The following is a 12,818-nucleotide window of genomic DNA, read 5'->3' as shown; positions in this document are numbered from 1 at the left end:
CGCAGCCTGCGGCAACTTCTACACAAATCCCATGTAGGGGCTGCCGCAGGCTGCGATCTTTTAATTTTCCTTCAGATGCGCAAGCCGCCATCCATCTCCAGAATCCGGCCGGTGTAATAGTCGTTCTCGAAGATATACGCTGCTGAGTGGGCGATTTCTTCCGGCTTGCCCATGCGCTTGAGCGGAATCCCCGAAGTCATTTTCTCCAGCGCTTCCGGCTTCATGCCCAAGGTCATTTCAGTCTCGATGAAGCCCGGCGCAATGCCCGCCACCCGAATGCCATAGCGCGCCAGTTCTTTCGCCCAGGTCACCGTCGCTGCAGCAACGCCAGCCTTGGCTGCCGAATAGTTGGTCTGGCCGACGTTGCCCGCCCGCGAAATCGACGAGATGTTGATGATCGCGCCGCTGTTCTTCAGCTCGACCATTTTCGCCGCCACCTCACGGGTGCAGAGGAACACGCCGGTCAGGTTGACGTCGATCACGGCCTGCCACTGGGCCAGACTCATCTTGGTCATCTCGCCATCCTTGACCTTCAACAACAGGCCGTCGCGCAGGATTCCGGCGTTGTTGATCAGGCCGTGGATCGCGCCGAAATCGGCGGCGACCTGAGCAACCATGTGCTCGACCTGTTCTTCATTGGCGACGTTGCACAGGTAGCTGCGCGCTTCGACACCCTTGGCTTTGCACGCGGCCACCGCGTCGTCGAGCTTTTCTTGGTTCAGATCCACCAAGGCCAGCTTCGCGCCCTTGGCGGCGAAATACTCGGCCATGGAACGGCCCAAACCCTGGCAACCGCCGGTGATAATGATTACTTTGTCGTTGAGTTGCATGCGCATGCCCCGATTGCTGGTCTGATGGTTTTTATTCTTGGCGGCTCCCGTTCCGCCCCGGCGGTGGCCGGGTTGCAATGGAGAATTGCCCGATGGCGTGGCCGAAACTTGTCTTCGCGCGCCTGTCCGTTTTTTCGACGGATTCTATTCAAGGAGTCATAAATTGAGCGTTGAAGTGGCGAAGAATGCCCGAGAATTGCTTCTCAAGGAATACCGTGGAGTGCTCTCGACCCACTCCAAATCGATGCCTGGTTTTCCGTTCGGCTCCGTGGTCCCGTATTGCCTGGACGAGCAGGGCCGGCCGCTGATCCTGATCAGCCGCATCGCCCAGCACACCCACAATCTGCAAAAAGACCCGAAGTGCTCGATGCTGGTCGGTGAGCGCGAGGCCGATGACGTACAAGCGGTGGGGCGTCTTACTTATCTGGCCGAAGCGCAAAAGCTCGCAGAACCCGCCGCCATCGAGGCAGCCGCCGAGCGCTACTACCGCTATTTCCCCGAGTCGCAGAACTATCACAAGGCTCACGATTTCGATTTCTGGGTGCTCAATCCGGTGCGCCATCGCTATATCGGCGGTTTCGGCGCGATTCACTGGATCGACGATATGACTTTGGCCAATCCGTTTGCCGGCAAGGCTGAAATCAGCATGGTCGAGCATATGAACAGCGACCACGCCAAAGCCATCGCCCATTACGTCGAACTGACCGGGCTGCCGAACACCCTGCCGGCGCAACTGGCCGGTATCGACAGCGAGGGCATGCACTTGCGCATCGGTCAGGCGTTGTACTGGCTAGGGTTCGCCAGCCCTTGCAATACGCCGACACAAGTGCGCGAAGCCTTGGTTTCATTGGCTCACGCCGAGGTCTGGCCAAAAAAAGCAGATTCTTAAGGTTGAATTCACGCAAGGGCGACGTCATCTAAGGCTTACTGCAAGGCATTTCTTGCGTTGAGGAAACTTTGATGCGCCCTTTTCTTTTGCTCTTTCTGCTGTTTCCAGTGCTGGAGCTGTTCGTATTCGTCAAAGTGGCAGGGGCGATCGGGTTTTTCCCGGCCCTGCTGCTGATCATCGTCGGCTCGATGTTCGGTGTGTTCGTGCTGCGCATCGCCGGCCTCGCCACGGCGCTGCGTGCCCGTGAAAGCCTGAACCGCGGCGAACTGCCCGCGCAAACCATGCTCGAAGGGCTGATGCTGGCCCTGGCCGGCGGTCTGCTGATCATCCCGGGCTTCATCAGCGATGTCGTCGGTCTGGTGATGTTGTTGCCGCTCACTCGTCGTTTGCTGGCGAACAAAATGCGCAAGCGCGCCGAAGAACAGGCGATGCGCCAACGTGCATTTGCCGACGATCTGCAACCGCGTGGCGGTCCGGCACCGCGTCAACCGTTGGGGCGCGAGGGCGATGTAATCGAAGGCGAGTTCGAACACCGCGACAGCAAGTAACCTTTGCAATGACATGGCACCTTCGGGTGCCATGTTTGTTTATGGGCACCGTTCATGGTGCTGTTTTACCGGGTGGCAATGAAAAATTTTTTCCGTCAGCCCTTGTAATCAGCTTGTACGCCCCTATGTATCGGTCACCGAAAGGTTTCTGGCATTTGAGCCAGTCAGTCTTCCGCGGTTTGCTCGACGAACCGCAACCGGCGCAGGCCGGATTTGTTAAACCCGCCGGGACTACACCGGCCGATGAAAACCACAATTAGGAGAGATCGACAATGAAGCTTCGTCCTCTGCATGACCGCGTCGTTATCCGTCGCAGCGAAGAAGAAAAGAAAACCGCTGGCGGTATCGTCCTGCCAGGTTCGGCTGCCGAAAAAGCCAACCACGGTGTGATTCTCGCTGTAGGCCCGGGCAAAGCTCTGGAAAACGGTGAAGTGCGTGCACTGTCCGTGAAGGAAGGCGACAAGGTTGTGTTCGGTCCTTACTCCGGCAGCAACACTGTGAAAGTCGACGGCGAAGACCTGTTGGTAATGAGCGAGAACGAAATCCTCGCTGTTATCGAAGGCTGATACCCCCGTTCATTTTCCCGCTACTACAAAGTATTTAAGGAATATCGATCATGGCTGCTAAAGAAGTTAAATTCGGCGATTCCGCCCGCAAGAAAATGCTCGTTGGTGTCAACGTTCTGGCTGACGCGGTAAAAGCGACCCTGGGCCCGAAAGGCCGTAACGTGATCCTCGAGAAGAGCTTCGGCGCTCCGACCATCACCAAGGACGGCGTTTCCGTAGCCAAGGAAATCGAACTCGAAGACCGTTTCGAAAACATGGGCGCGCAGCTGGTCAAAGACGTTGCCTCCCGTGCCAACGATGACGCTGGTGACGGTACTACCACCGCTACCGTTCTGGCTCAGTCGATCGTCAACGAAGGCCTGAAAGCCGTCGCTGCCGGCATGAACCCGATGGACCTCAAGCGCGGCATCGACAAGGCGACCATCGCCATTGTCAAAGAGCTGAAAAACCTGTCCAAGCCATGCGCTGATTTCAAAGCCATCGCTCAGGTCGGCACCATCTCGGCCAACTCCGACAATTCCATCGGCGACATCATTGCCGAAGCCATGGAAAAAGTCGGCAAGGAAGGCGTGATCACCGTTGAAGAAGGCACTGGCCTGGAAAACGAACTGTCGGTTGTAGAAGGCATGCAGTTCGACCGTGGCTACCTGTCCCCGTACTTCGTCAACAAGCCGGAAACCATGGTTGCCGAACTGGACAACCCACTGGTGCTGCTGGTCGACAAAAAGATCTCCAACATCCGCGAAATGCTGCCAGTGCTGGAAGCCGTTGCCAAAGCCGGCCGTCCACTGCTGATCGTTTCCGAAGACGTCGAAGGCGAAGCCCTGGCGACTCTGGTTGTGAACAACATGCGTGGCATCGTTAAAGTCGCAGCCGTCAAGGCGCCTGGCTTCGGCGACCGCCGCAAGGCCATGCTGCAGGACATCGCCGTTCTGACCGGCGGTACCGTTATCTCCGAAGAGATCGGCCTGAGCCTGGAAGCTGCCACCCTGGAAAACCTGGGTAGCGCCAAGCGCGTGACCATCTCCAAGGAAAACACCATCATCGTTGACGGTGCTGGCGTGGCTGGCGACATCGAGTCGCGTATCGCTCAGATCCGTGCTCAGGTTGCCGAGACTTCGTCGGACTACGACCGTGAAAAACTGCAAGAGCGTCTGGCCAAGCTGTCCGGCGGCGTTGCAGTAATCAAGGTTGGTGCCGGTTCCGAAGTTGAAATGAAAGAGAAGAAGGCCCGCGTTGAAGACGCCCTGCACGCAACCCGTGCAGCCGTTGAAGAAGGCGTGGTACCTGGCGGTGGCGTTGCGCTGATCCGTGCTCTGGAAGCCATCCTCGAGCTGAAAGGCGACAACGCCGATCAGGACGTTGGTATCGCTGTACTGCGTCGTGCCATCGAAGCACCGCTGCGCCAGATCGCTGCCAACAGCGGTGACGAGCCAAGCGTTGTAGTCAACGAAGTCAAGAACGGCAAAGGTAACTTCGGTTACAACGCGGCGTCTGGCGAATACGGCGACATGATCGAAATGGGCATCCTGGATCCAACCAAGGTAACCCGTTCGGCACTGCAAGCTGCATCGTCGATCGGCGGTCTGATCCTGACCACCGAAGCCGCTGTTGCTGACGCGCCGAAGAAAGAAGGCTCGGCTGGCGGCGGTATGCCAGACATGGGCGGCATGGGTGGCATGGGCGGCATGATGTAAGCCAGCCTTACCCCTGTAACGAAAAACCCCGCTGGCGAAAGCCGGCGGGGTTTTTTATTGCCCCGACGAAAATCAAAGGCAAAAGATCGCAGCCTGCGGCAGCTCCTACATCCGATTTGCGCAGGAGCTGCCGCAGGCTGCGATTATTTGATCTTCATTCACGCACGAACGGCCTGCGTCCCAACCACGGCCCCGGCCCTCCCCGCCGGTCGATAGATTGAAATACATTGTCCCTGTAGGAGCTGCCGCAGGCTCCGATCTTTTGATCTTCATTCACGCACCAACGGCCTGCGCCCCAACCACGGCCCCGGCCTTCACCGCCGGGCGATAGATTGGAATACATCGTCCCTGTAGGAGCTGCCGCAGGCTGCGATCTTTTGATCTTCATTCACGCGCGAACGGCCTGCGCCCTAACAACGGCCCCGGCCTTCACCGCCGGGCGATACAACACCCAGTAGTACGATCCCAGACAAATCAGCCAACAGAAAATCGCTGTCCACACGTTGTGCGAAAAAAAGTGCGCGCCCTGCATCATGCGACTGATCGAAAACACCGAGCCCAGCGCGAAGGCAAACATGAATGCCTGCCGTGCCAGACGCGGGCGGCGGTCACGTAACACGAAGAACAATGCAAACAAGGTGAACCCGGTCGCCGCATGTCCCCCAGGCCAGCAGCGCCCGGGTTTATCGGTCGGCGGGCGATGTTCCATCAGTTTGCTGTACGTCTCATGGCCACCAAACTGCTCCAGGCTCCAAGGGCATTGCACGGCGGTGACTGCTTTCACCGGCGTCACAAAAGAGGTCGCCAGTCCCAGCGACAACACCAGGCAGCCCAGTTCGCGCCTGAACGGTTTGAGCCTGTCGATGAAAAACGCACCGATGAAACCGAGGATGGCGAACACGGAGAAGCCGATCACCACTTCCTTCGCCCGGTCATGCAGGATGTCTTCGAGGAAGTAACTGTGGCGGCCGATGAAATCTCCGGCGACCGGGTCGTAAACCAGTCTGGCGAGATCCATGTCCAGATCGGTCAGTTCCAGCAGCACCAGAATGATCGCCGCAGCAACAGGTACGCCCAGGCACCACCAGACATTCAGCGGTCGGGGGGCGGGACGGGCAGGGGTCGACGCCATGGTAATTCCTTGTCGGTCAGGTTGTTCGCAGGAGTAATTCGCGGGCACTCTGCGCGCGCGCACGTCGCCGATTCGTTAACCGAAAGTGAAAAAAACGTTGCTGGCGGCAATGAACGTTTTTATCGGAAAACAACCCAACACACGCCTAGCCGTGAGCCACACTTGGCCGTAAGCTGCGCGGGCCAAAACGGCCGTTACCCCGTACGGAGGAGGTGCCATGCGAATTCTGTTGGTCGAAGACAACCGCGACATTCTGGCCAATCTGGCCGATTACCTGGGCCTTAAAGGCTACACGGTAGACTGCGCGCAGGACGGTCTGTCGGGCCTGCACCTGGCTGCCACCGAACACTATGACCTGATCGTCCTCGACATCATGCTGCCGGGGATCGACGGCTACACACTGTGCAAGCGCCTGCGCGAAGACGCCCGCCGCGACACGCCGGTCATCATGCTCACCGCTCGCGACCAACTGGATGACCGCCTGCAAGGTTTCAAGTCCGGTGCCGACGATTACCTGATCAAACCCTTCGCATTGTCCGAGCTGGCGGCGCGCGTCGAGGCCGTGATGCGCCGGGCACAAGGGGGCGGACGTCGGGCGTTGCAAGTCGCGGACCTGAGCTATGACCTCGACACGCTGGAGGTGACCCGTGAAGGCAAACTGCTGAAACTCAATCCGGTCGGGCTCAAATTGCTCGCGGTGTTGATGCAGAAAAGCCCGCACGTCTTGCGTCGGGAAATTCTCGAGGAAGCGCTGTGGGGCGATGATTGCCCAGACAGCGACAGCCTGCGCAGCCATGTTCACCAATTGCGCCAGGTGATCGACAAGCCGTTCGCCAAGCCACTGCTGCACACCGTGCATGGTGTGGGTTATCGGTTGGCCGACGCGTAATGGAGTTTCGGCAGAGCCTTTCCCAGCGGATCATCATTGCCTTTGCGCTCATGAGCGCACTGGTGGCCGGTGCCTTCGCCATGGGGATCGTGGCGACGGTGCATCTGGTCGAGGAAAAACTGATTTCGGCAGGTCTGGGCGGCGATTTGCAGCGCTTGCTGTTGATGGACAATGTTTCCGACTGGAGCCACCGCCCCGAGCCGGATCAATTGTTCTATTTCAGCGGTGGGCCTGGTGATTTTGAGCTGCCCAAGGATCTGCGTCACCTCGACTCGGGATTTCACGAGGTGTTTCGCGAGCAATTGTCCTATCACGCGATGGTCGAGATCGTCGACGGTCGCCGCTACGTGTTGCTGCAAGACCAGAGCGATTTCGAAGAACGCGAGCGTGTGCTGTTTGCCGTGGTGCTGGTGGGCTTCGTGCTCAGTCTGGCGCTGGCAGTGTTTCTCGGCTGGGTGCTCGCGCGCAAAGTGATGGCGCCGGTTGTGCGTCTGGCCCGCCAGGTGCGCCATCGCGACCAATTGCTCGGGCTGGCCCCGCCCTTGGCTCCGGATTACGCCGCGGACGAGGTCGGAGAACTGGCGGTGGCGTTCGATGCCACGCTGGGCCGTTTGCGCCAGGCGCTCACGCGGGAACGCTTGTTCACCAGTGACGTCAGCCACGAATTGCGTACGCCACTGATGGTGCTGGCAAGTTCTTGCGAATTGTTGCTTGAAAATCCCGGCATCGATCAACGCGGGCGCTCTCAGGTCCAGCGCATCGCGCGTGCCAGCGAAGAGATGCGCGAGCTGGTGCAGACATTCCTGATGCTGGCGCGCGCTCAACATGAAGATGCGGGCATGGCGCTGCAACAAAATCTTGTGCAAGTGGCAGAAAGCCTGGTCTGCCTGTGGCGCGAGCCGATAGAAAGCAAAGGCCTGCAGCTGATTTTCGAACCCGGCACGCCGACGGATACGCGATATAACGCAACCCTGTTGAATGCGGTCATGGGCAACCTGTTACGCAACGCCCTGCATTACACCGAACACGGCTTCATTCGCCTGACGCTCCATGCCAACGGCTTCGCCGTTGAGGACTCAGGGGTGGGTATTCCGGAAGAGAAGCGCGAGGCGATGTTCGAGCCGTTCGTGCGCGGCAGTGAGAAGCGGGGCGAAGGCTTGGGACTGGGTTTGTCGCTGGTTCAGCGGATCTGCGAAAACCAAGGTTGGACAGTCAGTTTGAGCACGATGGAACCCAATGGCTGCCACTTCGAAGTGGATCTACGCGCACTTTGACGCCCGTTGCGCGCGAGCCTACTCCCGCTCGCCTGTCTAAATCCTGTATAACCTTGAAATAGTTTGCAGGTGTCCATAACAAAATTTTCACAATTGGATGACCTGACGCTGACACGCCCTTGCCTAAGGTGGGGACATCAGCAATTCAGGAGTTCTGGTGATGGCCGGCCCGATCAAACTCGATTTTTCCGAGAAGTACGACGATAAGCACGCCGAAAAATATTTGCATAAGCATCAGGCCAATCTTGGCCGCCGGTTGTCTCACTGGCGCGACGAGCAACTGGCGCGCAAGGCATTGACGCTGGCGGGCGAACCGGGACTGGTCCTGGATTTGCCCTGCGGCGCGGGACGTTTCTGGCCGTTGCTGGCGGAAAAGCCGAATCGGGTGATCATTGGCGCGGACAATTCCGAATCGATGATCAAGATAGCAATGCAAGCGCAACCGGCCGATGTGGTCAAACGGGTGCAACCGTTGCACACCTCGGCATTTGACATTGCTTTGCCGGATAACGCTGTCGACAGTATTTTCTGTATGCGTTTGCTCCACCATGTCGGCGAGGCCGAGCATCGACAGGCGATTCTGCGCGAGTTCGAGCGTGTGACCCGCGACAGCGTGATCATTTCGCTGTGGGTGGACGGCAACTTCAAGGCGTGGAAGCGCAAGCGCTCAGAAGCCAAACGTGGGCAGGAAGGTTATCAGAACCGCTTCGTGTTACCGGCTGGCACGGTGGAAAAGGAGTTCGAAGCGGTAGGATTCCGCATCCAGGAACAACTCGACTTTATTCCGCTCTATGCCATGTGGCGGGTTTACGTATTACGCAAGAGGTAATGGAATGGCAGTGCAATATGCAGCAGGAACGGAAGTCGCTCCCCAGGATCGCTTCGACTACTACTGGAACCAGCAGGGTGAGTGGGTCGAAGAGCCCAACGTCCGCCGTGGTGGCGAAAGTGGTGTGCAACGAGTCGTGGGACGTGAAGGCCAACTGCTGTATGCGAAACGCCAGACCGGCCACATCTATCGCAGTTGGCTGCACCCGTTTGGTCGTCCGACTGTATTGCGTGAGCTGGATGCCCTGACGGGTGTCAGCAAGCTTGGTGTGCGCGTGCCGGAAATTGTCTTCTGCGGCGTTCAGCCTGATCCGCAGTACAAGTGGCGTGCGTTGCTGGTGACCAAATCGCTGGATGGCTTCGACGAACTGGAAAAATGGCAAGCGGCAGGTGGCCGTGCGCATTACGGCGAAGCCGTCTATGAGCGCGTGTTGAAAGAGCTCGCCGAAAACCTTGCACGCATGCACAAAGGTCGCTGGCAGCACAGCTGCATCTACATCAAACACGTATTTGTGCGGGTTACTGGCGACGTCGATTCGGCCAATGTCGAAGTCGCGTTGATTGACCTGGAAAAATGCCGTCAGCGCCTGACCGCTTATCAGGCAGCCTCCCATGACCTGAAGCAAATGCGCCGCCATTCGTCGTTCAGCGACACCGACTGGAAAAAACTCGTCTATTTTTATGAGACGGCGTTTGGCAGCGCTATCAAAGGTTTATAGCGATGAAACTCGAAATTGCACGAGGTTTGTTTCTGGTTGGAGCCTTGGCAGTTGCGTCATTGGCGGTGGCGGCCTGGGAGCAGCCCCGCATGCAGGTAATCGGCGCGTCGGTAAACGGCGAGTACTGCGCAGTGCCACGGATAGCGAAAGCCGCCGTGGCGACCCAACCCGATCATGATTTGCTGTTGTTCATGTTCGGGCTCTCGCAAGGAATGAGGCCGCAGAGTTGAACCGATTGCAGCCAACGTAAAAGGCCCCGCAGATGCGAGGCCTTTTTTATGGATTACAAATCCTCCTGTAGGAGCTGCCGCAGGCTGCGATCTTTTGATCTTGGTCCTGGGCTGAGACACACATACAAGAGCAAAAGATCGTCCGATCGCGGCCCGAGCCTGCGGCAGCTCCTACAGATGAGGGTCAGGCTTGGGGTCAGGTTTCGCCAGAAAGGTATAAACGCACGGTAGAACGAACAAGGTAAACAGCGTGCCAATCGACATTCCCGTCGCAATCACCATGCCGATGTCGAAACGGCTGACCGCTCCCGCGCCGGTCGCCAGAATCAACGGCACCATGCCAAACACCATCGCTGCCGTCGTCATCAAGACCGGACGCAAGCGAATTGCCGCCGCTTCCTCGACCGCCTCGCGGGCGCTTAGCCCCTTGTCCCTGCGCAACTGGTTGGCGAATTCGACGATCAGGATGCCGTGCTTGCTGATCAGCCCGATCAGCGTCACCAGTCCGACCTGGGTATAGATATTCATGCTCGACCAGCCAAGGAACAACGGAATCAGCGCGCCGCAGATCGACAGCGGCACCGTCACCAGAATCACCAGCGGATCGCGGAAGCTCTCGAACTGCGCGGCCAACACGAGAAAGATGATTGCCAGCGCCAATGCAAACGTCACCCACAAGGCACTGCCTTCCTGCACGAATTGCCGCGAGGCGCCGCCGTAATCGAAGGCAAATCCGGCCGGAGCTTCTTCGCGGGCAATCTGCAAGACCGTGTCGATCGCTTCGCCCATGCTCACCAGCGGGAAGCCGGAAATCTTCGCCGCGTTGAGTTGCTGGAACTGATTGAGCTGACGCGGTCGTGCACGGTCACTGACCTTGATCAGCGTCGACAGCGGCAACAATTCGCCCTGGGTATTTTTTACGTAATAGTTGTTCAGCCAGTCCGGGTTGTCGCGGTAGGCCCGTTCGACCTGGGCGATCACCTTGTAGCTGCGTCCGTCGATGGTGAAGCGATTGATCTCCGCCTCGCCGAGCAACGTCGCCAGTGTGCCGCCGAGGTCGAGCATCGACACGCCCATTTGCGCGGCTTTGTCGCGGTCGATATCGACCACCACTTCCGGTTTGTCGAACGCCAGATCGAGATCGACGAAAGCAAACTTGCCCGACTCCATGGCGCGTTTCTTGATCCGATCGGCGACTTGCAGCAGCAGCTCGTAATCATTGGCGGTGTTGATCACGAATTCGAAGGGCAAGCCTTCGCCAGTGCCGGGCAGGGAGGGCAGGTTGAAGCCGAAGATTTGCAGGCCGGGAATGTTTTCCAGCCTGCCTTGCACCTCGGGAAGAATTTCCATCTGCGTGCGGCTGCGCTCATTCCACGGCTTGAGCAGGAAACCGCCGATGCCCGCCTGCACACCGTTGTAGCCGTTGATCTGGAACGAAGAGTAGTACTCGGGAAACTCTTTGAAGATGGTGATGAATTCGTCGGTGTAGGTGCTCAGGTAATCCAGGTTGGTCGGCTGCGGCGCGCTGGCCATCATGAAAATGATGCCCTGATCCTCATCCGGTGCCAGTTCCGACTTGGTGAATTTGAGAAACACCGGGATCAGGCACAACACGATTACCGCAAACACCAGCACCACCGGCCGCGTATTCAGTGTGCCATGCAGCATGCTTTGATAGCGGCGCTTGAGCCGGTCGAAGATGCGATCGAGTCGATGCGCCAGCCCGCTGGGATTCTCTTCGTGACGCAGCAAGAATGCGCACATCATCGGTGACAGCGTCAGGGCGACAACGCCGGAAATCACCACTGCCCCGGCCAGGGTCAAGGCAAATTCCTTGAACAACGCCCCCGTCAGCCCCGTGAGGAAACCGATCGGCGCATACACCGCTGCCAGAGTGATGGTCATCGACACCACTGGCATGGCGATCTCCCGAGCGCCTTCCAGCGCGGCATCGAGCGGCGACTTGCCTTCCTCAATGTGCCGATGGATGTTTTCCACCACCACAATCGCGTCGTCCACCACCAGACCGATGGCCAATACCATCGCCAGCAGCGTCAACAGGTTCATCGAGTAACCCATCATCTGCATGAAGAACATCACGCCGATCATCGACAGCGGAATGGTCACCACCGGGATCACCACCGAACGCAGTGCGCCGAGAAACAGGAACACCACGACGATAACGATCAACACCGCTTCGAACAGGGTTTTAACCACCTCATCGATCGAGGCCTGAATGAACAGTGTCGCGTCATATGCGATTTCGCTTTTCAGGTTCGGCGGCAGTTGCGCTTCCAGCTCGGGCATCAGCTTGCGCACTTCCTTGATCACATCCAGCGGATTGGCGCCGGGGGTGGCCTTGATGCCGATGTACACCGACGGCGTGCCACCGAACGAGCTGATCGAGTCGTAGTTTTCCGCGCCCATTTCCACCCGCGCGACATCGCGCAGCAGCACGCGGCTGTCGCCATCAACCTTGAGCGGAATCGCCGCGAAGGCTTCGGCGGATTTCAGTTCGGTGTTGGCATTGATGCTGGTAACGGTGTACTCGCCTTTCACTTCGCCGGCGGCAGACAGGAAGTTGTATTGGCGCACCGCAGCGGTGACATCGGCGGCGCTGAGGCCAAAACCGGCGAGTTTCACCGGGTCGAGCCACAGGCGCATGGCGAACACCTGATTACCGAGAATCTCCGCTTCGGCCATGCCCGGCAGCGTCGCCAGTTTCGGCTGGATCACCCGCGACAGGTAGTCGGTGATCTGCGGGTTGCTCAGATCCTTGCTGAAGAAGCTGATGTACATCAGCGCCGAGGCGTCGGCAGATTCCTTGCTCAGTACCGGATCTTCGGCGTCCTGCGGCAGTTTGTTTTTAACCTCGTTGGCCTTGGCCAGCAATTCGGTGAACAAGCGGTCGGTGTTGGCGCCGATGCGCGCGTAAATCGAAATCACCGAGAAGTTCTGTCGGCTGACCGAAGTCATGTAATCGATGCCTTCGGCGCTCGCCAGGCTCTGTTGCATCGGCTGGGTGATGTAGCCCTGAATGGTTTCGGCGTTCGCTCCGGGGTACGCCGTGGTCACCGTGATCAGGGCGTTTTCCATTTGCGGATACTGGCGCAGCGGCAGCTTGCTCCAGGCCTGGAAGCCCAGCAGCACAATCAGCAGGCTGACCACGGTGGCGAGCACCGGGCGGCGGATGAACGGATCGGTAAAAGCCATGGG

The 12,818-nt window shown here is 58.5% G+C and carries 12 protein-coding genes; 9 read left to right on the top strand and 3 right to left on the bottom strand.

What is annotated here, in order from left to right; translation table 11 throughout:
* Positions 1-71 precede the first annotated feature (71 nt).
* Positions 72-830 carry an SDR family oxidoreductase gene (locus tag EL257_RS21420; RefSeq protein ID WP_126368216.1) on the bottom strand — a complete coding sequence of 253 codons (759 nt, stop codon included), beginning with the start codon at positions 828-830 and terminating at the stop codon, positions 72-74.
* Positions 831-993: 163 nt separating this feature from the next.
* Between EL257_RS21420 and EL257_RS21415 the strand changes: the two genes are divergently transcribed.
* The 4 genes from EL257_RS21415 to groL all read left to right on the top strand — a co-directional run bounded on the left by EL257_RS21415 (position 994) and on the right by groL (position 4,530).
* On the top strand, positions 994-1,719 hold the full coding sequence (locus EL257_RS21415) for a HugZ family protein (RefSeq protein ID WP_126365990.1): 726 nt from the start codon (positions 994-996) through the stop codon (positions 1,717-1,719).
* 71 nt (positions 1,720-1,790) lie between these two features.
* Positions 1,791-2,267: an FxsA family protein gene (locus EL257_RS21410; RefSeq protein WP_126365988.1), complete on the top strand. Its 477-nt coding sequence runs from the start codon at positions 1,791-1,793 to the stop codon at positions 2,265-2,267.
* Between the two features lie 272 nt (positions 2,268-2,539).
* Positions 2,540-2,833 (top strand): co-chaperone GroES, encoded by a 294-nt coding sequence (locus EL257_RS21405; RefSeq protein ID WP_007916610.1) that lies wholly within the window; start codon positions 2,540-2,542, stop codon positions 2,831-2,833.
* Positions 2,834-2,883: 50 nt separating this feature from the next.
* A complete protein-coding gene (gene groL, locus EL257_RS21400) occupies positions 2,884-4,530 on the top strand; it encodes a chaperonin GroEL (RefSeq protein ID WP_126365986.1) in 1,647 nt (548 codons plus the stop codon).
* 388 nt (positions 4,531-4,918) lie between these two features.
* Here the strand turns inward: groL and EL257_RS21395 are convergent, their stop codons facing one another.
* The gene (locus EL257_RS21395; RefSeq protein WP_126365984.1) at positions 4,919-5,662 is read right to left on the bottom strand and encodes a phosphatase PAP2 family protein; all 744 of its coding nucleotides are present in this window, start codon (positions 5,660-5,662) and stop codon (positions 4,919-4,921) included.
* Positions 5,663-5,879: 217 nt separating this feature from the next.
* On the opposite strand from EL257_RS21395, the gene colR reads away from it, so the two are divergent.
* The 5 genes from colR to EL257_RS21370 all read left to right on the top strand — a co-directional run bounded on the left by colR (position 5,880) and on the right by EL257_RS21370 (position 9,602).
* Entirely contained in the window at positions 5,880-6,551 is a 672-nt protein-coding gene (gene colR, locus EL257_RS21390) for a two-component system response regulator ColR (RefSeq protein ID WP_126365982.1), read from the top strand.
* A complete protein-coding gene (locus tag EL257_RS21385) occupies positions 6,551-7,825 on the top strand; it encodes a sensor histidine kinase (RefSeq protein WP_126365980.1) in 1,275 nt (424 codons plus the stop codon). Before colR ends, EL257_RS21385 begins: the two co-directional genes overlap by 1 nt.
* Positions 7,826-7,985: 160 nt before the next feature.
* The gene (locus EL257_RS21380; RefSeq protein WP_126365978.1) at positions 7,986-8,654 is read left to right on the top strand and encodes a class I SAM-dependent methyltransferase; all 669 of its coding nucleotides are present in this window, start codon (positions 7,986-7,988) and stop codon (positions 8,652-8,654) included.
* A 4-nt stretch (positions 8,655-8,658) separates the two neighbouring features.
* Positions 8,659-9,372: a lipopolysaccharide kinase InaA family protein gene (locus EL257_RS21375; protein WP_126365976.1), complete on the top strand. Its 714-nt coding sequence runs from the start codon at positions 8,659-8,661 to the stop codon at positions 9,370-9,372.
* A 2-nt stretch (positions 9,373-9,374) separates the two neighbouring features.
* Positions 9,375-9,602: a hypothetical protein gene (locus EL257_RS21370; RefSeq protein WP_126365974.1), complete on the top strand. Its 228-nt coding sequence runs from the start codon at positions 9,375-9,377 to the stop codon at positions 9,600-9,602.
* Positions 9,603-9,773: 171 nt separating this feature from the next.
* Here the strand turns inward: EL257_RS21370 and EL257_RS21365 are convergent, their stop codons facing one another.
* A complete protein-coding gene (locus tag EL257_RS21365) occupies positions 9,774-12,815 on the bottom strand; it encodes a multidrug efflux RND transporter permease subunit (RefSeq protein ID WP_126365972.1) in 3,042 nt (1,013 codons plus the stop codon).
* Positions 12,816-12,818 lie beyond the last annotated feature (3 nt).

This window comes from Pseudomonas fluorescens (assembly GCF_900636825.1).
GTDB lineage: Bacteria > Pseudomonadota > Gammaproteobacteria > Pseudomonadales > Pseudomonadaceae > Aquipseudomonas > Aquipseudomonas fluorescens_BG.
The sequence above is the reverse complement of the archived record's forward strand: the minus strand, read 5'-3'. Positions and strand labels throughout refer to the sequence as shown.

Coding starts and splice junctions, on each gene's coding strand:
- EL257_RS21365 (WP_126365972.1), bottom strand. CDS start 12,815: ATGGCTTTTACCGATCCGTTCATCCGCCGCCCGGTGCTCGCCACCGTG.
- EL257_RS21375 (WP_126365976.1), top strand. CDS start 8,659: ATGGCAGTGCAATATGCAGCAGGAACGGAAGTCGCTCCCCAGGATCGC.
- EL257_RS21410 (WP_126365988.1), top strand. CDS start 1,791: ATGCGCCCTTTTCTTTTGCTCTTTCTGCTGTTTCCAGTGCTGGAGCTG.
- EL257_RS21395 (WP_126365984.1), bottom strand. CDS start 5,662: ATGGCGTCGACCCCTGCCCGTCCCGCCCCCCGACCGCTGAATGTCTGG.
- EL257_RS21370 (WP_126365974.1), top strand. CDS start 9,375: ATGAAACTCGAAATTGCACGAGGTTTGTTTCTGGTTGGAGCCTTGGCA.
- EL257_RS21420 (WP_126368216.1), bottom strand. CDS start 830: ATGCAACTCAACGACAAAGTAATCATTATCACCGGCGGTTGCCAGGGT.
- EL257_RS21385 (WP_126365980.1), top strand. CDS start 6,551: ATGGAGTTTCGGCAGAGCCTTTCCCAGCGGATCATCATTGCCTTTGCG.
- groL (WP_126365986.1), top strand. CDS start 2,884: ATGGCTGCTAAAGAAGTTAAATTCGGCGATTCCGCCCGCAAGAAAATG.
- colR (WP_126365982.1), top strand. CDS start 5,880: ATGCGAATTCTGTTGGTCGAAGACAACCGCGACATTCTGGCCAATCTG.
- EL257_RS21380 (WP_126365978.1), top strand. CDS start 7,986: ATGGCCGGCCCGATCAAACTCGATTTTTCCGAGAAGTACGACGATAAG.
- EL257_RS21405 (WP_007916610.1), top strand. CDS start 2,540: ATGAAGCTTCGTCCTCTGCATGACCGCGTCGTTATCCGTCGCAGCGAA.